The organism is Sphingomonas sp. GM_Shp_1, from assembly GCF_026540895.1.
Classification (GTDB): Bacteria; Pseudomonadota; Alphaproteobacteria; order Sphingomonadales; family Sphingomonadaceae; genus Sphingomonas.
On record NZ_JALNUR010000004.1, the window covers coordinates 32784 to 57412 of the forward strand.

Here is a 24629-nt window from a genome sequence, read left to right on the forward strand (position 1 = left end):
CAAGCTGGGTGACACCGCCCACCATCCTGATCGTCGAGGACGATCCCGCCCTCCGTACCCTGACCGCCCGTGCGCTTCAGGAAAATGGTTTCGCCGTGAAGCTGGCCAATGCCGCGCCCGAAATGTGGCAGGCGCTGGAGGTCGGGCAGATCGACCTGATCCTGCTCGACATCATGTTGCCCGGCACCAGCGGGATCGATCTGTGTCGCCAGATCCGCCAGAAGAACGCGGTCCCGATCATCTTCATCAGCGCCAAGGGCAGCGAGGTCGACCGGGTCGTCGGGCTGGAACTGGGCGCGGACGATTACCTCGCCAAGCCGTTCGGCACGCGCGAGCTGGTGGCGCGGATCCGCGCCGTGCTGCGTCGCGGCGGGCTGGAGAACGCGCCGGGCGAACGGGAAGCGGGCATATTGGGTTTCGACGGCTGGACCGCCAATCTGCCGCGTCGCGAGCTGATGTCGCCATCGGGTGCGCAGGTGGAGTTGACCGGCGCGGAGTTCGATCTGCTCGTCGCCTTTCTCGACAATGCGCAGCGGGTCGTCGCGCGTGAGCGCCTGATCGAGTTGTCGCGGGCGCGGATCGGCGACAGCTCGGACCGCAGCATCGACGTGCTGGTCAGCCGCCTGCGCCGCAAATTGTCGGGGGCCGGGGGCGCCGCGCCGATCGTCACCGTGCGCGGCGTCGGCTATATGCTGAACGTGCCGGTGGAACGGCGGTGATCCGCCCCTCGGTCGGCCTGCTCGGCCGGATCGTCGCGATCCTGCTGCTGGCGGTGACGATCGAGTTCGCGGTCTCCACCTATCTCTACGAGCGGGCCAGCCATGTCTCGGTCCGCGATGACGAGGCGCGGCGGCTGGCCGAGCATCTGATCGTCGCGCGCCGCGTCCTGAACGAGCGGCCCGCCTTCGAGCGGCCCGAGGTGGCGGAGGAACTGACCACCGACCGGTATATCGTCAGCTGGTCCTCGGTGGCACCACCCCGACCCACCATCGCGCCCGCGATGGACAGCATGCGTCGCCAGATCGTCGATTGGGAGCCTTCGCTGGCGGCGACGGACATTCATCTTCGGCTGACCTCGCCGGGGCGGACTTCAGTGGTGTCGGGGGATTTGCGGCTGGACGACGGGTCGCTCTTGAGCTTCCGGATGCGCGAAGGGGTCCGGACGCTCGACCTGGCCTTCGGGCGCGTGCTGCTCGCGTTGATCCCGGCGATCGCGCTGATGCTGCTGAGCGGTGCGCTGATCGGGCGCATCCTGCATCCGCTGAGGACACTCGCCCGCGCCGCCGATACGTTGGGACGCGGGCAGGGCGGCGGAAAGGGGGCCGCGTTGCTCGTCCCCGAACGCGGGCCGGGCGAGGTGCGCCATGTGACCCGCGCCTTCAACCGGATGCAGGCGCGGATCGGTCGCTTGATAGACGAGCGGACGCGGGCGCTGGCGGCGGTCGGCCACGACCTGCGCACTCCGCTCGCCCGGCTCAGGCTGCGCGCCGATGCCATTCGCGACGATGACGTGCGCGAGGCGATCGGCAGGGATATCGAGGAGATGGAGGCGATGGTCTCCTCCCTCATGGCGTTTCTGGGGGGCGAGGGCGATGCCGAGCAACCCGAACTGACCGACCTGGCGATCCTGTGCGCCAATCTGGCCGACGATGCCACCGATCACGGTCGCGACGTCCGCTATGTCGGGCCGGACCATTTCGATTGCCGCCTGCGCCGCTTCGGCATGAAGCGCGCGCTTACCAATCTGGTCGAGAATGCGCTGCATTACGGCGAACATGCGATCATCACGCTGCGGACCGATCCGGGCGACGATGTGCGTATCCGGGTCGAGGATGACGGGCCGGGTATCCCGGAGGAATCACTGGAGCTGGTGCTGGAGCCGTTCGTCCGGCTGGATACCGCGCGGCGGCGCGATACGGTGGGTTTCGGCCTGGGCCTGTCGATCGTCGCGCGGGTGGTCGCGGCGGAAGGCGGCGTGCTGACCCTGGCCAACCGCGCGGAAGGCGGGCTTTGCGCTGAAATTCGCCTTCCGCATTGTCGGACATGATTTGTCACGTTTTCGCTGCACGACAGCAAAACTCAAAGCGTATTTACTGATCGAAGAGGTAGGATGCCGCCGCGACCCAGCGTCGGATCATCCTGCTCGCCGAATTGGTGTGCGTTCGTGCTCTCCCTTGGGGAGAGCCATCCGGACACTGGGGTTTGGACATCACTCGGGAGATAGCCGATGACGATGGAGTTCGATTTGACCGCACTGGAATTGCAGGGTGCTCTGCTGGTGTTGGCGGTGATCATCACCTTCGCCGCTATCGAGGGCTGGAAGGCCCGTTAACCGACACACGGTTTCGCAAGGGTTCCTCTGCCGCCCCCCTCCGGCATGAGCCCGACCGAAAAGGGGTAGGCGGCCCGGATCAAGCCCGGGTCGCCTGCTCCATAATTTCCAGCTGACCACGGATCGCGGCGATCAGCCGATCCGCGGTATAGGGCTTGGTCAGCAGCGCGGCGTTCATGTCCGCCGCCTCCGCCGCCATACCGCCATCCCCCGTCGCGAAGACGACCGACAGGGTTGGACGAAGCTGCCGTGAGCGCTTGGCGAGTTCGATACCCGACTCGCCCGGCAGGTTCAGGTCGGTGACCAGCACGTCGATCTGCGCGGTTTGCAGCGCCGTCATCGCCTCTTCCGCCGTCACCGCATGGACCACGACGAAGCCCGCTTCCTGCAATGTTTCCGCGGTATTGGCGCGGATCAGATCGTCATCCTCCACCAGCAGGATCGTCCGCCCGTCATGCAGCGGTCGCGGCGTCGGTTCCTCCGTCGCCTTGGCATCCCGCGCGACCGCATCCTGTGCCGTACCCTGTAGGGCCATGCGCCGCTGCCGCTGATTGGCGAGCACATGGCGGAATTTCCGCGCCAGCGCCTCACGGGTATAGGGCTTGGACAGAAGCTCGACGCCCTTGTCGAGCCGCCCGCCATGGACGATCGAATTCTCGGTATAGCCCGAGGTGAACAGGACCGCGATATCGGGCAGCCGCTCGCGCGCCTTGCGGGCGAGTTCGGGGCTTTTCAGCGTGCCGGGCATGACGACATCGGTGAACAGGATGTCGATCGGAATGCCGCTCTCGATGACGTTGAGCGCGCTTTGCGCATCCACCGCCTTCAGCACGCGGTAACCCAGGTCCGACAGCAACTCGACCACGGTCCCGCGCACCTCGGCATCGTCCTCGACCACCAGCACCGTTTCGGAGCCGCCGGTGATTGGCCCGGTATCGACCGCGACCTCGACATCCTCGGTCTCCATCGCACGGGGCAGATAGAGCTTGATCGTCGTGCCATGGCCGATCTCGGAATAGATCTTCACATGGCCGCCCGACTGTTTGACGAAGCCATAGACCATCGACAGCCCCAGGCCCGATCCCTTGCCTTCGCTCTTGGTCGAGAAGAAGGGCTCGAAGACCTTCTGGATGATCTCCTCCGACATGCCGCTGCCGGTGTCGGACACGGCCAGCATCACATATTGGCCCGGCGTCACCTCGTCATGGGTGCGCGCGTATTCGTCGTCGAGATGGGCGTTGCTCAACTCGATGGTCAGCTTGCCCTGGCCATTCATCGCGTCGCGCGCGTTGATCGCGAGGTTCAGCAGCGCATTCTCGATCTGATTGGGATCGATGAAGGTGTTCCACAGACCGCCGCCGACGATCGTCTCGATCTCCACGCCCTCGCCGATCGCACGGCGGAGCATGTCGTCCATGCCCTGCACGAAGCGGGTGACGTTGACGACCTTGGGCTCCAGCGCCTGCCGCCGTCCGAAGGCGAGCAGCTGCGCCGCCAGCTTCGACCCGCGCGAGACGCCCGCCATGGCATTGGCGACGCGCTGTTCGGCGCGGTCGTTGCCCGCCACGTCCTTGCCCAGCAACTGGAGATTGCCCGACACGACCTGAAGCAAGTTGTTGAAATCGTGGGCGACGCCGCCGGTCAGCTTGCCGATCGTCTCCATCTTCTGCGCCTGGGCGAGCTTCATCTCGGCCTGACGGCGCTCGGTGATCTCTTCGATGACGCGGCTTTCCAGCGTCTCGTTGAGCTGGCGGAGTTGTGCCTCGGCGCGTTCGCGGTGATGGACCTGGCGCGCCAGCACATTCGCCTGATCGCGCAGGGCGTGCTCGGCGGCGCGCTGTTCGGTGATGTCGGTATGAACCCCGACCCACTCGATCAGTTCGCCGTCGGCGCCGATGATGGGCAGGGCACGGATGGCATAGGTGCGCCAGACGCCGTCGTGACGGCGGACGCGATGTTCGTGGATGAACTGGCCCTTGGCGGCGACCGCCTCGTTCCAGGCGGCGACGGTGGCGGCGGCATCGTCGGGATGCACCGCGTTCGCCCAGCCGAAGCCCTGATACTCCTCCGGCGTCTGGCCGGTGATCGCCGCCCAGCCGGGCTGCTCGCCGATCATCCGGCCATCCGCGCTGTTGGTCCACAGCACGCCGTGCACCGCGTCCATCGCGGCGCGGAAGCGGCGATTGCTCCGCTCGATCGCGTCGGCATGGCGCATCCGCTCATCGACGTCGAACACCAGGATATGGAAGCCGACCACGCTGCCATCTGCGTCGCGCCGGGGGAGATAGCGGGTTTCCGCCCGGCGACGGCTGCCGTCCCGGTGGTGGATATGGACATCGGCCACCACCTCTTCGCCCGCCAGCGCACGCTCGATCAGGGGCAGGCGCTCGGCATAATCCTCTTCGGTCAGGACATCGCTGATCCGGGTCCCGATCATCGCGTGGGGATCGACCCCCAGGAAATCGCGGTAATAGTCGTTGGCGAAGCGATAGCACTGATCCCGGTCGACGAAGGCGACCAGCATCGGCAGCGAATCGGTGATGACCCGCAACTCCGCCTCGCTCTCGGCCAGGCGGCGCTCCGCCGCGACCCGCCCGGTATTCTCGACGACGGTGCACATCACGCCGCCGACCGAATTTCGCTCGACGTAGACCGGGGTGTAATAAAGGTCGAACACCACCTCTTCCTGGACGCCCGCACGCGTGACGATCAGGGTCTGGTCCCGATAAGCGACGTCCTCACCCTGAAAGCCGCGGTCCAGAATGGACTGGTTCCAGTCCCAGATTTCTGGCCAGACGTCCGGCACCAGCCCGCCAAAGGCCGCGGGATGGCGCGGGCCGACGATCGCGCGATACGCGTCGTTGTAGATCATGACATGGGCATCGCCCCACATCAGAACCTTGGCGATCGGCGAATGGACGATGTTGGCGACGGTGGTTCGCAACTCGCCCGGCCAGCCGCAGATCGGGCCGAGCGGCGTCGCCGACCAGTCATGGTCGCGCACTCGCTGCCCACATTCGCCGCCGCCGATCAGCCAGCCCTTGGGGTCGACGGGGCCGCTTTCCATGCGCAGCCGCTCGATCGCGGCGCGCAGCAGGGCCTGCTCATCGGGAAAGTCGCCCGCATCCAGGGCCTGGGCAACATATCGGTCGAGCTGCGGCGGGAGCGACAGCATGCGCGACAGGGGAGTGGTCATGGGTTCGGGCATGAAAAAGCTACATCCGCAAGTCAATCGGCAGGAGCATCATTCACGTTGATCTCCATCAGCTTTCCGCCGACACGTCATGATGGCTCCGCCGGCGGCTGGGGATGATGGGGCTCCAGGATCAGGGTCGAGCCCTCGACGCGCCAACTCTTCAGGCGGGACAGGAAGTTCATGCCCAGCACATCGGTCTCGCCGAATGCCGCCGACACGACGACGGGGACATTGTCCGCCCGGATCGTACCGATGCGCAGCGACTGGACACGTGCCGTCTGCGCTCTGATCATTCCGTTCGCGGTGTTCAGCACCACCGGAAAGACCGGCGCGGCGGGACGGATCCCCGCCGCATGGGCGGTGTCGGTCGAAAGCGCGGTCAGGGTCGCGCCGCTATCGACCAGCATCCGACGGGTGACGCCGTCGATCGTCACCCGTGCCCAGAAATGCCCGTCGGGTGCCATGCGGATGCGCACCGTGTCGCCGACGACGCTTTGATCCTGGAGATTCAGGATCTGCATCGCGCGCTGGATATAGGGATCGAACTGCTCGCGCTGTTGCAGCACGACGAACAACAGCCCTGCCAGCAACACCCAGCTGACCAGACTGATCGCCACCCGTAAGATCGGCACCCGCCGTGCCAGAATACCGGCGGCGACGACCGCAATGACGATGATGACCAGGGGCAGGGGAACGCCCGGATTGGCAAACATGAAGGCCGAAGTCCTCGATCGACCCGAAGATCGGGCCGCAAAGACCATCCCCTAACCCGGCGGATGTGTACAGTAGCTGACCGGCGGTCAATCAGCCCTGATCGGGCATTCCGACTTCCGAAGCGGTAAAGCGCCGACCGCCATACCAGCGACGGAAACTACCATCTGGCTGACGGAAATAACGGGCGCCGTCATGGCGAACAGGAGCGCCCAGCGAACGATAGGCCGCCCAAATGCCATAGACCATGGCGACAACCGCCAGGACCTTGATCCACTCCATCGACTCGCCCTTTTCTTGTTATGACGGGAGGCTGTGTCGAAATAGGGCCAAGATCAAGGAAATTAGTTTGTGCACTGCGGTCGGACATCGCGCTTATCTATGCTGCGATGCGGCACTTTCGTTCGGAAAGGGACGGCTGAGCCAGGGCGAATGCCTCTCACCATAGCGTCGTTCCCGGTCCGCCGCCTGCGAAATGCCGATGCGGGGGCCGCTGACCATATCGCGCTGCCCGGACGCTTGGGTCAGAAGGAAAGGCGGCGACGTCAGCGACACGCCGTCGAGATCGCGGTCGATCGCCAGGGCGGAGCATAGCCGCCCCGGTCCCGCGCAAAGCAGCCGGGGCGCAATCCGCGCACCCCGCCGCGCCTGCATCGCGTCCATGCCCTGACGCGGTTCGATCGCACGGATCAGCACGGCGCTGCCCGGTGTGCCACAGACGATGTTCAGGCAGTGGTGAAGGCCGTAGATGCGATAGACATAGGCATGCCCTGGTGGGCCGAACATCGTCGCGTTGCGAGCGGTCCGACCGATGAAGCTGTGCGAGGCGGGGTCGGCCATGTCATAGGCCTCGGTCTCCACGATCGGGCCGCCGACTCCCCCGACCGTCAACGTGACCCCGATCAGCGCGCGCGCCACCTCATCGACGTCACGCGCATAGAAATCCGGGGGCAGTTCGTCCATCGTCAGGCCGGACGCAATTGATACCAGACCGGCGCGTCGTTCAGCAACTCCGCCAGACGCCGAGTTCCCTCGGGCAGCGCGACCTCTGTATCGCGCCAGTCGATCCGGCCATCCGCGTCCATCAAGGCCGCCAACCGCAGGCCGAAGACGCAGAGCAGGCTGGTACCGCCCTGCCGCCGCTCGAAGGCGATCGCCCGGTCACGTCCATGTCCGGTGATCGACAGCGGATGATAGGAGCCAGTCGTGAACAGGTCGGGATCGGCCCGGCGCAGGCGAAGCAGGTCGGCGATCAGCGCCTGCTTGGCAGCGCCCCCGCTTTCCAGCGCCAATTCGCGCGCGGCATAGTCGACGGGACGACGATTGTCGGGATCGACCAGGCTCAGATCGGCGAACTCGGTGCCCTGATAGCAATCGGGAATGCCGGGCATCGTGTAGCGCAAGGCGACCTGCACCAGGCTATTGGCCTGCGCCGCCGGTGCGATATCGGCCAGCAATCGCGTCATCCCGTCGCGAAATTCCGCCCCGGCCTCCTCGTCGATCAGCGCTTTGGCCAGCGCGTTGCACCGGGCTTCATAGTCGCTGTCGGGCGCTTCCCAGGACGAACGAAGCTTCGCCTCGCGCAGCGACTTTTCCTGCCATGCGGCGATACGCTCGGCGAAGTCGGCCGTGTCGTCGGGCTCGGGCCAGGCACCGACCAGCGTCTGGATCAGCATATACCAGTCCGCCGGGTCGACACCCTCGGACAGCGCCATGGTCTGTCGCTCCCAGAGCTTGACCTGCTCGCGCCATCGGTCGGGTATCGCGCTGAGCACCGCGAGCCGCGCGCGGACATCCTCACCGCGCTTGTGGTCGTGCGTCGCCGTGGTCAGCATGGCATGAGGAAAGCGCTCGGCCCGACCCGCCATGCGTTCGTGAAACGCGGCGACGGACAGGCTCAACCGGCCCGCATCGAAGCCGACATCGTTGCGCGAGAGCAGGATGGCATGGCGATAAAAGGCCGTGTCCTCGACCGCCTTCGCCGCGATGGGGGCGGACAATTGCTGAAAGCGCCGCACCGCTTCGCCCAAAAGGATTTCGTCGCCCGGTCCTTCGCCGGAAAGCCAGTCCAGTATCCGGTCCACGACGAAAGCTTCTCCGGGCGGCACGAAGCGGGCGACCCGCTGGCGCACTCCGGCACGGATCGGTTCGTCGGTTGCGGGGGCGTCGGGGCCATAGGTGCGATAGACGGGAAAGACCCAGAGCAGACGCTCGATCGCGCGCCGCAGCATCGCGTTGGTGATCGCCCCTTCGAGGTCCGGCGCCGAGGCGAGGAGCTTTGCGAAGGCGGCAACGCACTGTTCCAACTGCCCCGCGAACTGCCATGACAACAGGTCCTGGCGGGCCTGCAATTCCTCCGGCGCGAATTCCACCGAACGAGCGCTCAACTGGGCCCATAGCTCGCCCAGCGGACGGGTCCCCTCAGGCGCGTGGAGAAGCGCGGCAACCTCTTCCATGAAGTCATAGCCGCTGGTGCCGTCGACGCCCCAGTCGCTGCCCATCGCTTCATCGGCGGCGAGGATCTTCTCCACCACGATATAGGCGCGGTTGCCGTCATCGCGGGCGATGGCGTCGAAACGCGCGCGGAGCTTGCGGCAATAGCCGATGGGATCGGTCAGCCCGTCGACATGGTCGATCCGCACGCCGTCTATCAGCCCTTCCTCATACAGGCGGAAATACAGCGCATGCGTTTCCTCGAAGACCGCATCGTCCTCGACGCGCAGCCCGGCGAGATCGTTGATGGTGAAGAAGCGCCGCCAGTTCAGCTCGTCGTTGGACACGCGCCATGACGCAAGGCGGTAATGCTGCCGGTCGAGCAATTCGGGCAGGGCGATGGTCTCGGCCGCGTCCTGATCCTCGTCGCGGATCGGCAGGCGGTGTTCGCCATAAGCGACGACCTCCGCACGTCCCTCCCGGCGCTCGACGGCGATCTGGCCGTCCGCGATCACCTTGGTCAGCGGCTCGCCCAGGATCGGCAGGACCAGCTTGCGCGACCAGTCGATGTCGAAGAAGCGCGCATGGCGGCTGGCCTGGCCATGGGTCAGCACATCGTTCCACCAGCGATTGCCGCCGCCCGCCACGCCCATATGGTTGGGGACGATATCGATGATGACGCCCATGCCGTGCCGACGCGCCGCTTCGGCCAGGCTGCGGAATGCCGCTTCGCCGCCCAGTTCGGGGTTGATCCGGGTCGGGTCGATCACGTCATAGCCATGCATCGATCCCGCCGCCGCCGTGGTGATCGGCGAGGCATAGACATGGCTGATCCCCAGCCGGTCGAGATAGGGGATCAGTGTCTCTGCCTCGGCAAAGGGGAAGCCCTTGTGAAACTGAAAGCGGTATGTGGCGCGCGGGGTCATGGGCGCAGTCCTTTTGAGCGAGAGGCCGGTCAGCGGGCGTTGAGGATCGCGATCCGACGCGACACGGCGGGATCGCGGAGAGCGGAGGCCAGTTCACTTGGCAGGCGGCGGCGCCAATTGGGATGCTCGTCCGTGGTGCCGGGCAGATTGGGTTGCTCGTCCAGGCCCAACAGGTCCTCGATCGGAACGATGGCGAGCGGGCAGGGCGTCGAAGCCACGCCGCGCACGGCTGCCTCCACGACCGGAACGGGGTCCATCGGTTCGGGTTCGCCCTTGCCGAGGCTCTGCCAAAGCGCCGTCCGTTCCTCCGCACGGGTCTGGCGATCCTCGGGCGCGACGGGATGCCCGGCGATTTGCGCGCGCCATTCCAGATCGCGCCCCTGCCACCATCCCGCGACGGTCGGGATGTCGTGCGTCGCGGTCATCGCGATTGCCTGTTCGTTCCAGCGGTCGGGCGGCGTGAAGGCGCCATCCTCGTCCCGCTCGAACGGCAGGACGCGCATCCCCAGCATCCCGGCGTCCGCCATCACATCGCGAAAGCCCGGAGGTACGGTGCCGAGATCCTCGCCGATCACGATCGCCCCGCGCCCGTCATTGGCCCGGTGCGCCTCGATCTTCAGGATGCGCAGCATGTCGGCGAAGGGCATTGCCAGATAGGCGCCCTGATCGGCGGGGGCGCCATCCGGCACCACCCACAGGCGGCACAGCCCCAGCGCGTGATCGATCCGCACCCCGCCCGCATGGGCGAAGACGGCACGAAGCGTCTGGATGAACGGAGCGAAACCCTGTCGGCGCAGCGCGAAGGGGGAGAGGGCGGTGATCCCCCAATTCTGTCCGTTCGGGCCCAGCGGGTCGGGCGGCGCGCCGATCGACAGGCCGGTCAGCAGATCCTGCGGTCGGCTCCAGCCATCGGCCCCGTTGCCCGCCACGCCGATGGCGAGGTCGGCGATCAGGCCGATCGCCATGCCGCTCGCCCGCGCAGCATCCGAAGCGGCCTGCAACGCACGGTCGGCATGCCACTGTGCGAAGGCATGGAAGCGGATCGCGTCCTGATGCTCGGCGGCAAACCGTGCAACCGCGCCGCTGGCGGGATCATGATAGGCGCTCGGCCAATCGGGCCATCCGGCGGCGCGGTCCCGCTGGTGGAAATAGGCGTGGAGCGCGTCATAGCGGGCCTGGGCCTCAAGCCTTTCTCCGGCCCGCTCGCGCCAGTCGGCGAACGCCTGCTGCTCGACTTCGGGAAGCCGGTCATAGGTCAGCCGCAAATCCCGCATCCGATCGGGCGCGGCGCTGGCCCAGTCGATCAGTTCATCCTCCTGAACCACCGGCTCCCCCGCCGGGGCGAGCCAGATGTTGCGGAACAGGCGGCTGGAAGGGGCATAGGGGCTGAAGCGGGTTGCGTCCGCCGGGAACAGCGCATGGACCGGACTGATCGCCAGCGCGGCCGCTCCGGCCTGTCTCAAGGCCGAGGCGGCGGTGGCGAGGCTGGCGAAATCGCCATAAGCACCGCCGCCTTCGCGCAAGGACGGTATCTGAACCGCGCTGCCCCAATGGCGCCCGGCTGGCGGCGCTGGGCATCGCGGCGGGGCAATGGCGAGCGTCACCTGCCGCCCTTCCTGCTCCAGCCGATGATAGCCCGATAGGGTCTGGGCAGGCAGGCGAACGTCCTCGCCGTCCCCGGTCAAGGTGACCGACAGAGTTTCGCCGGTTTCCAGCGTCAGTCGCGCGGGGCGAGCCGTCCAGCCATGGGGAAGGATCAGTGGCTGCCCGACATCCCCGGACAGGAAGGTCGGCTTGCCCGTATTGATATCCAGCCGTTCGAGAATGGCCGTCAGCACTTCGTCGGATACCGTCTGCGTCTTTCCCTTGGCATCCTGCCATTGCAGCGACAGTCCGGCGACTTCGGCGCGGGCGTGGAGATCGCTCATGTCGCGATCCAGGCGGCGAACCGATCGCTCTCACGGTAGATCAGGTTGCCCTCTTCGCCCTCAGGCAGCGTCGGCACATCGCTCAGGTCAATCGCGACGGTCAGCGTCGCACCATCGGCCATCCACCAGCGTGCCTTGACGCCCGCATCGCCCCGCACCTCCGCCGACAGCCCGACCGCGCCCTTCAGGCGGGGGATGATGTGCGTCCGGCGCAGGCTCAGCAACTCGCGATACAGCGCGCGCCATTCCCCGGCGGCGGGGCCGGGCTTGGGGATCGAAGCCTCGAAGGTCGCGGCGGCATTGGGATCGGGAATACGCTTACGCGCTTCCTCGTCGGCGAAGGCGGCGAATTTGGCGAATTCGCGGCGGCGGCCTTCGCGCGCCGCATCGGCCAGCTCATCGTGAAAGTCGGTGAAGAACAGGAAGGGGCTCTCGCTGCCCTCATCCTCACCCATGAACAACAGCGGGATTTGCGGGCCGAGCAGCAGCAACGCGGTCGCGGCGCGCAGCTTGTCGCGACCGGTCAGGTGGATCAGTCGCTCACCCATGGCGCGGTTGCCGACCTGATCGTGATTTTGCAGGAAGGCGACGAAGGCCGCGCTCGGCAGATGGCCGGACGGCTTGCCGCGGGTCGCGCCGTCATGATTGGGCGACCCTTCGCCCTGATAGATGAACCCTTCCTTCAAACAGCGCGCGAGCCGTTCGGCGGGGCGTTCGGCGAAGTCGCCATAATAGGCGCTTGTCTCGCCGGTCAGCAGGACATGCAGGACATTGTGGAAATCATCGTTCCACTGCGCGTCATAGCGGCCCGGCCCCAATCGTTCGGCATCGTTCTTCTCGTTCTCCAGGACGAGATGGACGCAGCGTTCGGGAAGGGCGGCGCGGATTTCGCTCGCCATCCGGTCGAGAAAGCCGTCATTGGCGATGGCATGGACCGCGTCGAAGCGCAGCCCGTCGATCCGATAGTCGCGCAGCCACATCAGGGCATTGTCGACGAAGAACCGGTGCACCGGATCGGCATCCACCGCCACCGCGCCGCCCCAGGGGGTGTCGACCTCGGCATGGAAGAAGGCTCCAGCATAGGCGTTCAGGTAATTCCCGTCCGGGCCGAAATGGTTATACACCACGTCGAGGAAGACGGAGAGCCCCAGGCCATGGGCGGTATCGACCAGCGTCTTCAGTTCCGCCGGCGAGCCATAGGATTCCGCCACGGCATAGGGCAGGACGCCGTCATAGCCCCAGTTGCGGGTCCCCCCGAAGGCGTTGATCGGCATCAGTTCGATCGCGGTGATCCCCGACGCGGCGATCGCGGGGAGCTGCTCGCGGATACCGGCAAAGCCACCCAGCGTGCCCGCATGAACCTCCAGCAGCACGGTCTCTTCCCACGGCCGCCCGCGCCATTCGGTCCCGCTCCAGGCGAAGCCGGGGTCCACCACCACGCTCCAGCCATGGACGCCGCCCGACTGGAGGCGTGAAGCCGGATCGGGCACCGCCAGATCGGCATCCAGCCGAAAGCGGTATCGGCTGCCCGGTCCGGCGGGGGCCTCGGCGGTGAACCAGCCTTCGCCGTCGCGGGTCATCGGCACCGATGGCGCGCCGTCGATCTCCAACGTCACCGCGTCCCGATCCGGCGCCCAGAGGCGGAACCGGGTATCAGCGCCGTCGCGCAACTCGGGGCCCCAATGCGTCATGCCGACACCATGTCCCGCCAGGTGATCAGGACCGCGCTCTGCGGCCCGACCTCATAGCTGTCCTCGATCTCGACCTCGCCCTGTTCGGGCTTGGCGCTGTCGATCAGGACGGTGCGCGAGACATGGGGCGGGGGCAGGGTGAAGGTGATCGGATCGGGCGAGGCATTAAGGAGCAACGATACCGCCTCCACCGCGCCGTCCTCGGTCGCGGCGGCGCGGCGCATCATCAGCGCGCGCCCCTCGGGATTGTCCCAGTCCTCGGCGCTCAACTGCTCGCCGCGCTCGTCCCACCATTCGATATCGTTGATGCCATGACCCGGCGTATCCTGCCCGTACAGGAATTGCGGTGCGCGCAGCACCTGATAGCGGCGGCGCAGGTCGGCCAGCCGCGCGGTGAAGGCGATCATCGCCTCCCCCTCTTCGGACGCGGCGGCCTTCCAATCGAGCCAGCTGATCTCATTGTCCTGGCAATAGGCGTTGTTGTTGCCCTGCTGCGTCCGGCCGAACTCGTCGCCCGCCACGATCATCGGCGTGCCCAGCGAGGCGAAGAGGGTCGTCATCATCGATCGCATCACGCGACCGCGCGCGGCGTTGATGCTCTCGTCCTCGGTCGGCCCTTCCGCGCCCCAGTTGCGCGAGTAATTTTCCGAATGGCCGTCGCGATTGTCTTCCTTGTTCGCCTCGTTATGCCGTTCCTCGTACATGACGGTGTCCGCAAGCGTGAAACCATCATGTGCGGCGAGCATGTTGAGGCTGGCCCAGGGACGTCGCGCCCGCCGGTCGAACAGGTCGCCCGAACCCGACAGACGCGCCGCCAGTTCGCCCCGCTGGCCGGGGTCGCCACGCCAGAATTTGCGCACCGTGTCGCGATATTTGTCGTTCCACTCGGAGAAGCCCGGCGGGAAATTGCCGAGCTGATAGCCGCCGGGGCCCACGTCCCACGGCTCGGTCAGCAGCTTCAGCCGACCGAGCACCGGATCCTGGCGCAGCACGTCGAAAAAGGCCGAACCCGGATCGAAGCCGTCGGCCTCGCGCCCGAGCGTCAGTCCCAGGTCGAAGCGGAAGCCATCCACGCCGAAGCTGGTCGCCCAATAGCGCAGCGAGTCCGCCACCATCTGGATCACCCGCGCCTTGGACAGGTTCAGCGTGTTGCCGGTGCCAGTGTCGTTGATCGTATAGCGCGGCTGATCCTGGACCAGCCGGTAATAGCTGGCATTGTCCAGCCCGCGCCAGGACAGGGTCGGGCCCTTTTCCGATCCCTCGCAGGTATGGTTGTAGACGACGTCGAGGATTACTTCGATCCCAGCCTTGTGCAGCTTGTGCACCGCGCGGCGCAGCTCGTCCTGGGTATCGGTCGCGAAATAGGCCTGTTCGGGCGCGAAGAAACCGAGGGTGTTGTAGCCCCAGTAATTGCGCAGCCCCTTTTCTTGAAGGAACCGGTCCTGGGTAAAGCTGTGGATCGGGAGGAGTTCGATCGCGGTCACGCCGATCCGCTTCAGATGCTTGATCACCGCCGGATGGCCGAGCCCCGCATAGGTGCCGCGCTCGCGCGGGGGGACCAGCTCCATCAGCTTGGTCAGGCCCTTCACATGGGCCTCGTAGATGACGGTTTCCGACCAGGGCGTGTTGGGCTTCACGTCGCGCGACCAGTCGAAATGGTCGTCCACCACCACCGCCTTGGGCATGGCGGCGGCGCTGTCGCGCTTGTCGAAGCTCAGATCCTCTTTCTTGGAGCGGATCTGATAGCCGTGCAGCGCATCGGTCCATTTGATCTCGCCATGCAGCTTGCGCGCATAGGGGTCGAGCAACAGCTTGTTGGGATTGAAGCGATGCCCGGCCTCGGGCTCGTAGGGGCCGTGCGCGCGGTAGCCGTAGAGCAGGCCCGGCCCGACATCGGGCAGATAGCCATGCCATATCTCATCGGTGCATTCGGGCAGCGTATAGCGCTTCAACTCGCGCTTGCCTTGCGGGTCGAATACGCAAAGCTCGATCCGGTCGGCATTGGCCGAGAAGACGGCGAAATTGACGCCCTCACCATCGAAGGTGGCGCCCAGCGGGTGCGGCGAGCCGGGAAGAATCTGGTCGGGCAATGCGGTCAAGGAAGGTCTCCGGCAAAAGTCGAACGACTATGCGACAGGTCAACACGGCAGGATTGCGGGAAACATGGGGGAGTGCCCCGATGGCCGATCAGATCGCCATCGGGGCATCCGGTCAGCCCGTCTTGGTGGCGCGGGGCTTGCGCGCTTTCGGCTTGGCGGCGGGCTCCGCCTCGGCAGAGGGTTCGGATATGGCGGCGGCCTCCGCCTTCTTACGACGCGACGGGGCCGGCTTTTGGGCGGGCTTCGGTGCGTCCTCCGTCACCTCCTCGGGCGTGTCGGACGTTCCGGACGGGGCGGGAGTAAGGTCGCGTTCGGCCATTTCCCAATGCTCGCGATCGCGCCCATGGGGCTCACCTTCGGCCTGCCAGATGCCATAGGCCCGCTGGCGAAGCTGCTCTTCCCGATCTTCCACCGTCATCTCCCTAGCCCGACACACCATGTGTCATCGCGAGCGTAACGATTGATATCGCCGTTCCGCTCCGCCGAAATCGGCTTGATTCCGATCAATTCGAGCCGGTTGGAGATTTGGCCTTGACCGGATCGGGGGCGCTGACCGCCGACAGGGTCTGGCGCTGGCTGGCCGTGTCGATGCGGCGGGTGCGGGTGAAGGGGGGCAGCTCGACGCGCTGGCCGGTCTGCATCGCCTTCACGATCCCCTCGATGACCCGCAGGTCCGACAGGCCTTCTTCCGCATCGGGCTCGGGATCGCGATCGTTCAGGATACAGTCGGAGAAATAGCGCATCTCGCCGCCGAAATGGTCGGTGTGCTTGAACGTCTCATGGCTCTGCTTGTCGCCGATGGTAACGTCGTGCTCGATCGGGGCCTGAAAGCCATAAGCCGGGCTCATATGGATCGAACCCTTCATCCCCGCGACGATCAGGCTGTCGACATTGTTCATCGCATAGCTGACGGTGAAGCTGGCCAGCTTGTCGCCGGGCATGCGCAGCACGACGGCGAAGGTGTCGTCCAGATCGCCCAGCCCGGCGCTCGGCTGGCGCGTGGCGACGGCGCTTTCCACCGCGACCGGCTCGGCACCGAACAGATAGCGGATGGCGTTGATCGGATAGGGGGCCATGTCGAACAGCGGCCCGGCCTCCAGCCCATGCTTGGCGCGGTGATTGTCGGGGTCCAGCTTCTGTCCGAAGCAGGAGGTGAAGGCGACCAGTTCGCCCAGTTCGCCGTTACGGATCTTGTCGATCGCATCCAGCGTGCCGGGTTCGAAATGCAGGCGATAGGCGGTCATCAGCTTCGCCTTCGACCGACGTTCCGCATCCTGGATGGTGCGGGCCTTCTCGACCGAAATCTCCAGCGGCTTTTCGCACAGGACATGGATACCGGCGTCGAGCGCGGGGATGGCGAATTCGGCGTGACGCCAATTGGGCGTCGCCAGATAGATCGCGTCGCAGACATTGGCGGTCAGCAGCTTGTCGAACTCGGCATAGGAATAGACATGCTCGACGCCATATTTCTTGGCGAGCAGGCGGCCCTTCTCGGCGTCGCCGGTGACGATCGCGGTCAGCTCCGAATTGCCGGTGTGGCTGATGCCGGGCATCATCGCCGACTGGGTGATGTCACCCGCACCCACCATGGCGTAGCGAATTTTCTTGGTGCCGAATCCCAGTGCCGATGCCAGGCTCATGCCGATACTCCCAAATGACGGTTCGGGTGCTGCAACGCGCCAATGCCGGGAAGGTCCCACGGAGATTTAACGCGTCTGACGAGTTTCCACGACCTAACCTGCATCATTCCCGACATTTGCGGAGCTTGCGCCGACGTGACCCTGCCCGATCAGCATGCCGATCCGCTCCGCGACGCCGACGGGTTTCTGGATCTCGAAAACTACGCCGCGATGGGGGACGGGCGCAGCGTCGCGCTGAGCGGGGCGGATGGATCGATCGACTGGTGGTGCGTGCCCAATATGGATTCCGCGCCGCTGTTCGACCGGCTTGTCGATGGGGAGCGGGGCGGCCTCTTCTCGATCACACCCGTCGAGCCCTTTACCGTCGAGCGCACCTATCGCCCGAGCAGCAACGTACTGGAGACGATCTTCACGACGGCGAGCGGCCGGGCCAAGCTGGTCGAGTCGATCAACAGCGGCCCTGCCGGACGACTGCCCTGGGCGGAGTTGGCGCGGCGGGTGGAGGGGCTGGACGGTCATGTCCGCTTCGCCATCACCTTGCGCTTCAGCCGCCGCGCCGACACGGTCAGCCCTTATTTCGCGCCCGCCGGCGGCCACAATGTCTTTCATGTCGACCGGGTGCTGGGTGTTTTCCGCCACTGCTCGCATGTGACGATCGATCATGTCGAGGATGGACTGGTGACGGGCACCGCTGCGGTCGGACCGGGCGACCGGGCGCGGATCGCGATCATCGCGGGCGAGGACGAACCGCTGGTCTGCCAGGACATCGAGCAGATCGACAGCCGGATCGACCTGTCCGACTTCGAATGGCGGCAATGGTCGGAGAACCTCACGGTGCCGGAGAAGCACCGCGACCGCATCCTGCGCAATGCGCTGGCGCTCAAGCTGCTGCTCTATTCGCCGACCGGCGCGATCACGGCGGCTGCGACCACCTCGCTGCCCGAGGGGATCGGGGGCGCGAAGAATTACGACTATCGCTACGCCTGGGTCCGTGATGCGGGCTACACGATCAAGGCCTTCCTGCGCATCGGCGCGCATGGCGAGGCCAAGGCCGCCTTCACCTGGCTGCTCAAGCGACTGGGCGAAGGCGATCCGCAGGTCTGCTACACGCTGGAGGGACAACCCGTTCCGCCCGAACGCGAGATCGCGGTGAGCGGCTATCGCCATTCCCGCCCGGTGCGCGTCGGCAATCTGGCGGGCGGCCAGCATCAACACGGCATCTATGGCGATATCTTCGAGACGGCGAGCCGCTTCGTCGCGTGCGGCAACTTCCTCGATACCTCCAGTGCCGAGACGCTGTCGCATCTGGCGGACAGCTGCGCCGATCGCTGGCGGCTGCCGGATGCGGGCATCTGGGAATTGCCCGAGGCGCGCCATTACACCATGTCGAAGATCAGCTGCTGGCAGGCGCTGGCCCGGGCGGTCGAACTGGCCGATGAGGGGCAGATTCCGACGACCTGCCGCGACCGTTGGGCGCGCGAGCGCGACCGGATCGAGCAATGGATCGGCGAGCATTGCTGGTCGGAGAAACGCGGCGCCTATCTGATGCATCCCGACAGCGATGCGCTGGACGCCAGCCTGGCGCTGGCGGTGCGGTTTCGTTTCGACGGGCAGGATCGGCTGGCGCGTACGCTGGATGCGCTGGACCGCGAACTGGCGGAAGGGGCCTTCCATTATCGCTATTCAGGGATGCGGAAGGAGGAAGGCTGCTTCCTTGCCTGCACCTTCTGGATGATCGAGGCGCGGGCGATGCTGGGACAGACGGAGGCGGCGCAAAAGGCGTTCGACGCCGCGACCGAGGCGCTCGATAGCCGGGGATGCGGGCTCTATGCGGAAATGATCGATCCGAAAACCGGCCATTATCTGGGCAACATGCCGCAGGGTTTGACCCATTTGGCGGTTATTCAGGCCGCCGCGACACTGGCCGGCGAAGAACTTTAAGGGGGGGCGGGAATTGCCGGACTATGGTGGCGAACCCGGTCTCGACTTGCTAGCAGCATGACGATGAACGCGCTCCCGCTCGATCCGCAGCTTGCCTTTCTGGAGGGAGGGGGTGAGGCGACCCGCCTGATCCTGGCGCGGGACTGGACCGGCCACCCCCTGGGGCCGCCGCAGGAGTGGCCGGAGGCGTTCCGGGTGGCAATCAGCTTGGTCCTCAATTCCCCGGAATCGATGATCCTGGCCTGGGGCCCGGACCTGCACTTCTTCTTCAACGAAACCTATTTTCCGCTGCTCGGACCGCGCCTGCCCTGGGCGATGGGCGCGCGGTTCGATGAGGTGTGGGCGGACGCGCTGGAACAGGCACGACCGATCATCGACGCGGCGCTCGCCGGGCAGACGCAGCGCTTCGTCGATCTGCCCTGGAAGCTCGACACCGATCGGGGCGAGGCGCACACCTTCTGGACCTTCTCCTATTCGCGCGTGCTGGACGGCATGGGGAAGGTCGCCGGGCTGTTCATCTTCACCAACGAGACGACCGCCCGCGTCCATGCCGATGCCGCCCTGCGCGAAAGCCAGATGCAATTGTCCTACGCCCTGGAGGAACTGCGCGCGCTGAACGTCACGCTGGAGCAGCGGATCGTCGAGCGTACCGCCGAGCGCGACCGGATGTGGGACGTGTCGCCCGACCTGTTGGCGGTGATCGATTTCGATGGCGTCATCCACCGGATCAATCCGGCGTGGCATACCATCCTGGGCTATGATGTCGGCAACCTGATCGGGCGATCGGTCATGACCTTCATCCACCCGGACGACGTCGTCGCGGCCCGCGCGGCCCTGGCGACCTCGCTGACCGAGGCCAGTTCGCGTATCGAATTGCGGATGCGCCACGCCGATGGCCATGACGAATGGATCGCCTGGGTCGGAGCGGCCAGCGCGTACGAAGTCTTCGCGGTGGGCCGCCATATCACCCAACAGAAGATGGCCGAAGAAGCTCTCCGCGCGACGGAGGAACAGCTACGTCAGGCGCAGAAGCTGGAGGCGATCGGGCAACTGACCGGCAGCGTCGCGCACGACTTCAACAATCTGCTGACCGTCATCCGGGGCTCGATCGATCTCATCCGCCGGCCCGAATTCCCGGCAGAGCGTCGTCAGCGCCACATGGACGCGATCGCCGATGCAGCGGACCGCGCCGCCAAGCTGACCGCGCAACTGCTCGCCTTCGCCCGGCGGCAACCGCTGACCCCGGAGATCGTGGACGTCGGCGCCAGCATCACCACCCTGACCGACATGATCACGACGCTGTCGGGCCCCGGCGTCCAACTCGACATCGATCTGCCCGCGACACCCTGCCATGCGCATGTCGACCGCAGCCAGCTCGACACCGCGATCGTCAACATGGCGGTCAATGCCCGCGACGCGATGGCGGGGCAGGGGAGGCTGACCATATCCGTCCGCTCGCAGCAGGACGCGCACGGCAAGCCGCAGGTGCGGATCGCCATCTCCGACACCGGCGAAGGCATTCCGCCCGAGCGGCTGGAGCAGATTTTCGAGCCCTTCTTCACGACCAAGAAACTGGGGGCCGGAACCGGGCTCGGCCTGAGCCAGGTTTTCGGTTTCGCGCGCCAGTCGGGCGGCGATGTCCAGGTGGCGAGCACACCCGGCAAGGGCGCGACCTTCACCCTCCTGCTGCCGCAGATCGAGGGCCAGCCGGTTGCGGACAGTCACGCCGCCTTGCTGGGCGCTCCGTCGCGCGCCGAATGCTGCGTGCTGGTGGTCGAGGACAATGTCGAGGTCGGGCATTTCGCCGTGGAGGCACTACAGACGCTCGGCTGTCGCACGGTGATCGCGACAAATGCCGCCGCAGCGCTGGAAGAGCTGAACCGGGATGCCGAACGCTTTGACCTCGTATTTTCGGATGTGATGATGCCCGGTCAGTCTGGGATCGACTTCGCCCATGACATCAGCCGCCTTCACCCCAGGCTGCGTATCCTTCTGACCAGCGGCTATAGCCAGGTCATCGCCGATGAGGGGAGCCACGGCTTCGCCCTGCTGCGCAAGCCCTACACGCTGGCCGAACTTGCGCAGCAGATCGACCGCCTGTTCGGCGGTTGATCCGGGAGCGACCCGTCAGTCGAGATCGTTCTCGCTGACGACCACCAGCGACTGCTCCATGTCGCGGCCCAGTGCGGTCAGCGCCGCTTCGAGAATGTCGTCCGAGTAGCGTTCGAACATCTCGATCGCATCGCCATCGGGCACATCGCCGCTCAGCGCTTCGAGCAGATCATATTGAACGGCGAACTGATATTCCTCGCCCTCCATCTCGCCCACGAACTCGACCTGGCGATCGGAGACATTGTCCTCCACCGTATCCTTGATGACCGTCAGTGCATCGTCAGCCATGGCGTTCCTTCCCTATTGCCTGCCGTTCGGGACGCGGCAGACGGGTTCCGGTTCCATGACTGCCGTCATTTGACGCGCTGCCAGCGCTGTTCCCGGCATCCCAGCCGACCGAAGAGGCAACCCTCGCCCACCAGGGTGCGCGCGTCGACCTGGGTAATCGTGCCCTCGACCTCGCGACCGATATCCGGGATGAAGACGGTGCCCGCCCAGCGGCCGGGTTCCTCTTCCTCAAAATCGGCGAACAACTGCGTGCCGATCAGGCGATCCGTGCCGCCGCGCGCCGCGTCGGCCTTGGCCTGCTCGCTCGCCCAGACGACGATCCCGCACATGAGTTGCGCATCCCGTCCTCGTCCGCAGGGGGCGAAGCGAACCTGTACGGTCTTGGAGGGGTTGGCCCAGATCCCCGCCGGAACCCGCGCGTCGGCCACGCCCGCCACCATCGCGAACCCCGAACCCGCGACGGCCATCGCGGCCTTGCGCCAGTTGCTCTTCATTCGGCTCAACTCCCGATCTTTGCTGTTCTTTCGGGAATGTAGGGAGCGCAGTGGGCAAAGCAAAACGGCCGGTGGATCGCTCCACCGGCCGCCTCGAAAACAGGACCCAAGGGACTTATCAGGACGCGCGCTTGGCGAGTTCCTTGTTGATCCCCAGCGCGGCCAGCGTGGCGATGGCGCCCGAGAGCAGATAGACGCCGACCGACAGCAGCCCGAAATTGCTCGACAGCAGCAGCGCGGCGAGCGGCGCGAAGCCCGCGCCCAGCAGCCATGCGAGGTCCGAGGTGATCGCCGCGCCCGTATAGCGACGCAGCGGCGAGAAGCCCGAGTTGATGACGCCCGACGACTGGCCGAACGCCAGACCCAGCAGCAGGAAGCCCAGGACGATATAGACCGTCTCGCCCGTGCCGCCCTGATCCAGCAACTGCGGCGCGAAACCGGCATAGGCGGCGATCGCGGCGGCCGACGCGCCGAGCAGGGTGCGACGACCCACGCGGTCGGCGATCTTGCCCGAGGCGAGGATCGCAATCACACCGACGATGCTGCCGATGATCTCGATCATCATGAAGTCCTGCGGCTTTTCACGATTGAACAGCACGACCCAGGACAGCGGGAACACGGTAACGATGTGGAACATCGCGAAGCTGGCGAGCGGAGCGAAGGCGCCGAGCAGCACGGTGCGACCTTCGGTGCGCATCGTCTCGCCGACCGGTGCGGGCTGAAGCTCACGGGTTTCGAACAGGCGCTGGAACTCCGGCGTCGCCACGATGCGAAGACGCGCGAACAATGCCACCACGTTGATCGCGAAGGCGACGAAGAAGGGATAGCGCCAGCCCCAGTCGAGGAAGTCGGCGGTGCTCAGCGTCGTCAGGAAGAAGGCGAACAGGCCGTTGGCGACGAGCAGGCCGAGCGGTGCGCCCAGCTGCGGGATCATCGCATACCAGCCGCGCCGGCGCTCCGGCGCGTTCAGCGACAGGAGCGAGGGGAGGCCATCCCAAGCGCCGCCCAGCGCCAGGCCTTGCATGATGCGGAAGATGCCGAGCAGCACCGCCGCCGACGTCCCGATCTGCTGATAGCCGGGCAAGAAGGCGATCGCCATCGTCGACCCGCCGAGCAGGAACAGCGCGATGGTCAGCTTGACCCCGCGGCCCAGGCTGCGGTCGACCGCCATGAAGATGAAGGTGCCGATCGGGCGCGCGATGAACGCCAGCGAGAACAGCGCGAACGAATAGAGCGTGCCGGTCAGCGCGTCGACATAGGGAAAGATCAGCGACGGGAACACCAGCACCGAGGCGATGGCGTACACGAAGAAGTCGAAGAACTCCGACGTACGTCCGATGATGACGCCGATGGCGATATCGCCCGGCGCGACATGGTGCGGATCGCGGGCATTGACCAATCGCGCGTCCCGCTCAAGGGGCGTCGAGGTCGATGCGGTTAACTCTGCGCTCATCGGCTGCCAGTCCTGACTTCTTCCAAGTTATTGAGGCAGGTCGGTTGCAGTGCAAAAAGACCGCGCATGACCGCCATTCTCCTGTGCCTATGCGCCTTTCGATCGGCCACGGGGATTGGACAAACTGTCCAATGTGCGCACGTGCAGCAAAGGCGTAGCGGCCATGGCATATGTCTCATTCGTCGAGCCTTGCGCGCCTGCGCCCTCTTCGCTGGGCCGCCTTGCCCCTCCTGGCCATGCTGGGGGGATGCGACGCGGTCGTGCTCAACCCTGCCGGTGACGTCGCCGTGCAGCAACGCGATCTGGTGCTGATCGCGACGGCCCTGATGCTGCTCATCATCATTCCGGTGATGGCGCTGACGGTGCTGTTCGCGTGGCGCTATCGCAAGAGCAATACCGAGGCCGAGTATGATCCGGAGTTCGATCACTCGACCATGCTCGAACTGGTGATCTGGTCGGCCCCGCTGCTGATCATCATCTGCCTGGGCGCGGTCACCTGGACCAGCACCCATCTGCTCGACCCGTATCGCCCGATCGAGCGGACCGCACCGGGCCAGCCGATCGCCACGGGCGTCAAGCCGCTCGAGGTGCAGGTCGTCGCGCTCGACTGGAAGTGGCTGTTCATCTATCCCGAGCAGGGTATCGCTACGGTCAACGAACTGGCGCTGCCGGTCGATCGTCCGGTCGAGTTCCGCTTGACCGGAACCTCGGTGATGAACGCCTTCTATATCCCGGCGATGGCGGGCATGATCTACACCATGCCCGGCATGGAGACGAAGCTGCACGCGGTGATGAACCGTGAGGGCACGTTCAAGGGGCTGTCGTCGCACTATAGCGGCGCGGGCTTCTCGGGGATGAACTTCCCCGTCTATGCGCTCCAGTCGAACGGCTTCGACCAGTGGGTCGAGAAGGTTCGCGGCTCGCAGGCCGGTCAGGACAAGGGCAAGGGGCAACTGACCCGCGCGACCTTCCTGACGGTCGAAAAGCCCAGCGAGTATGTGCCCGCCATGTACTTCAACGGCGTGCAGGGCGGCCTGTTCGACCGCGTCGTCAATCGCTGCGTCGCCGAGAACACGCCGTGCATGTCGGACGTGATGATGCACGACCGGATGACCGGTGGCGGCGACCCGCACAAGATGAAGGTCGGTGAGGGCAATCCGCCCGTCAACAATACCGGCCCGATGCATGGCGAGCGGACCAAGGGCGCGCTGGAAAAGTCGCCCGAGGAGATTCAGACCTCTCCGCATCAGAGCAAGGAGCCTGTGCCCTCCAACGGTGCGCAGGAACCGGGCGAGATGAAGAACCGCCGCATGTCCTTCCTTTCCATCCCGCAGACCCCCGGCCCGCAGACCTTCGGTCATGCCGGTGCGGGTCGCGGCTGAGGC

Annotated in this window: 18 protein-coding genes; 5 read left to right on the forward strand and 13 right to left on the reverse strand. The window is 65.9% G+C overall.

Translation table 11 applies throughout. The annotated features are described in order from the left end of the window. The first annotated feature begins 8 nt into the window (after positions 1 to 8). The gene (locus tag OXQ33_RS03555) at positions 9 to 719 is read left to right on the forward strand and encodes a response regulator transcription factor (protein WP_267433312.1); all 711 of its coding nucleotides are present in this window, start codon (positions 9 to 11) and stop codon (positions 717 to 719) included. Then, the gene (locus OXQ33_RS03560) at positions 716 to 2047 is read left to right on the forward strand and encodes an ATP-binding protein (RefSeq protein WP_267433313.1); all 1332 of its coding nucleotides are present in this window, start codon (positions 716 to 718) and stop codon (positions 2045 to 2047) included. Before OXQ33_RS03555 ends, OXQ33_RS03560 begins: the two co-directional genes overlap by 4 nt. Before the next feature lie 364 nt (positions 2048 to 2411). On the opposite strand, the gene OXQ33_RS03565 is transcribed toward OXQ33_RS03560, so the two are convergent. From OXQ33_RS03565 to OXQ33_RS03610, 10 genes are all read right to left on the reverse strand, one after another. Next, a complete protein-coding gene (locus tag OXQ33_RS03565; protein WP_267433314.1) occupies positions 2412 to 5528 on the reverse strand; it encodes a PAS domain-containing protein in 3117 nt (1038 codons plus the stop codon). Between the two features lie 86 nt (positions 5529 to 5614). Further along, positions 5615 to 6241 carry a TIGR02281 family clan AA aspartic protease gene (locus OXQ33_RS03570; RefSeq protein WP_267433315.1) on the reverse strand — a complete coding sequence of 209 codons (627 nt, stop codon included), beginning with the start codon at positions 6239 to 6241 and terminating at the stop codon, positions 5615 to 5617. 91 nt (positions 6242 to 6332) lie between these two features. Next, positions 6333 to 6521: a hypothetical protein gene (locus tag OXQ33_RS03575; protein ID WP_267433316.1), complete on the reverse strand. Its 189-nt coding sequence runs from the start codon at positions 6519 to 6521 to the stop codon at positions 6333 to 6335. Positions 6522 to 6614: 93 nt separating this feature from the next. After that, the gene (locus OXQ33_RS03580; RefSeq protein WP_267433317.1) at positions 6615 to 7202 is read right to left on the reverse strand and encodes a DNA-3-methyladenine glycosylase; all 588 of its coding nucleotides are present in this window, start codon (positions 7200 to 7202) and stop codon (positions 6615 to 6617) included. Positions 7203 to 7204: 2 nt separating this feature from the next. Further along, on the reverse strand, positions 7205 to 9598 hold the full coding sequence (gene treY, locus OXQ33_RS03585) for a malto-oligosyltrehalose synthase (RefSeq protein WP_267433318.1): 2394 nt from the start codon (positions 9596 to 9598) through the stop codon (positions 7205 to 7207). Positions 9599 to 9627: 29 nt separating this feature from the next. Further along, a complete protein-coding gene (gene malQ / locus OXQ33_RS03590; RefSeq protein ID WP_267433319.1) occupies positions 9628 to 11526 on the reverse strand; it encodes a 4-alpha-glucanotransferase in 1899 nt (632 codons plus the stop codon). Next, complete coding sequence (gene treZ, locus OXQ33_RS03595) at positions 11523 to 13217, reverse strand: malto-oligosyltrehalose trehalohydrolase (protein WP_267433320.1); 1695 nt, start codon at positions 13215 to 13217, stop codon at positions 11523 to 11525. The genes malQ and treZ overlap by 4 nt, the downstream gene beginning before the upstream one ends. Continuing rightward, positions 13214 to 15316, reverse strand: coding sequence for a glycogen debranching protein GlgX (glgX, locus tag OXQ33_RS03600; RefSeq protein ID WP_267433321.1), 2103 nt, complete (start codon positions 15314 to 15316; stop codon positions 13214 to 13216). The genes treZ and glgX overlap by 4 nt, the downstream gene beginning before the upstream one ends. 112 nt (positions 15317 to 15428) lie before the next feature. Then, positions 15429 to 15728 carry a DUF2934 domain-containing protein gene (locus OXQ33_RS03605; RefSeq protein WP_267433322.1) on the reverse strand — a complete coding sequence of 100 codons (300 nt, stop codon included), beginning with the start codon at positions 15726 to 15728 and terminating at the stop codon, positions 15429 to 15431. 91 nt (positions 15729 to 15819) lie between these two features. Then, positions 15820 to 16956: a Gfo/Idh/MocA family oxidoreductase gene (locus tag OXQ33_RS03610; protein WP_267433323.1), complete on the reverse strand. Its 1137-nt coding sequence runs from the start codon at positions 16954 to 16956 to the stop codon at positions 15820 to 15822. Positions 16957 to 17091: 135 nt separating this feature from the next. On the opposite strand from OXQ33_RS03610, the gene OXQ33_RS03615 reads away from it, so the two are divergent. Continuing rightward, complete coding sequence (locus OXQ33_RS03615; protein WP_267433324.1) at positions 17092 to 18897, forward strand: glycoside hydrolase family 15 protein; 1806 nt, start codon at positions 17092 to 17094, stop codon at positions 18895 to 18897. 63 nt (positions 18898 to 18960) lie between these two features. Beyond that, positions 18961 to 21009 (forward strand): ATP-binding protein, encoded by a 2049-nt coding sequence (locus OXQ33_RS03620; protein ID WP_267433325.1) that lies wholly within the window; start codon positions 18961 to 18963, stop codon positions 21007 to 21009. A 15-nt stretch (positions 21010 to 21024) separates the two neighbouring features. Here OXQ33_RS03620 and OXQ33_RS03625 read toward each other — a convergent pair whose 3' ends face one another. The 3 genes from OXQ33_RS03625 to OXQ33_RS03635 form a co-directional block, all read right to left on the reverse strand. Then, positions 21025 to 21297: a DUF1488 family protein gene (locus OXQ33_RS03625; protein WP_267433326.1), complete on the reverse strand. Its 273-nt coding sequence runs from the start codon at positions 21295 to 21297 to the stop codon at positions 21025 to 21027. A 65-nt stretch (positions 21298 to 21362) separates the two neighbouring features. Continuing rightward, positions 21363 to 21791 (reverse strand): DUF2147 domain-containing protein, encoded by a 429-nt coding sequence (locus OXQ33_RS03630; RefSeq protein ID WP_267433327.1) that lies wholly within the window; start codon positions 21789 to 21791, stop codon positions 21363 to 21365. Positions 21792 to 21909: 118 nt separating this feature from the next. Further along, the gene (locus tag OXQ33_RS03635) at positions 21910 to 23244 is read right to left on the reverse strand and encodes an MFS transporter (RefSeq protein ID WP_267433328.1); all 1335 of its coding nucleotides are present in this window, start codon (positions 23242 to 23244) and stop codon (positions 21910 to 21912) included. 170 nt (positions 23245 to 23414) lie between these two features. Between OXQ33_RS03635 and cyoA the strand changes: the two genes are divergently transcribed. Next, positions 23415 to 24626 carry a ubiquinol oxidase subunit II gene (gene cyoA / locus OXQ33_RS03640; protein WP_267433329.1) on the forward strand — a complete coding sequence of 404 codons (1212 nt, stop codon included), beginning with the start codon at positions 23415 to 23417 and terminating at the stop codon, positions 24624 to 24626. The last annotated feature ends 3 nt before the right edge of the window (positions 24627 to 24629 follow it).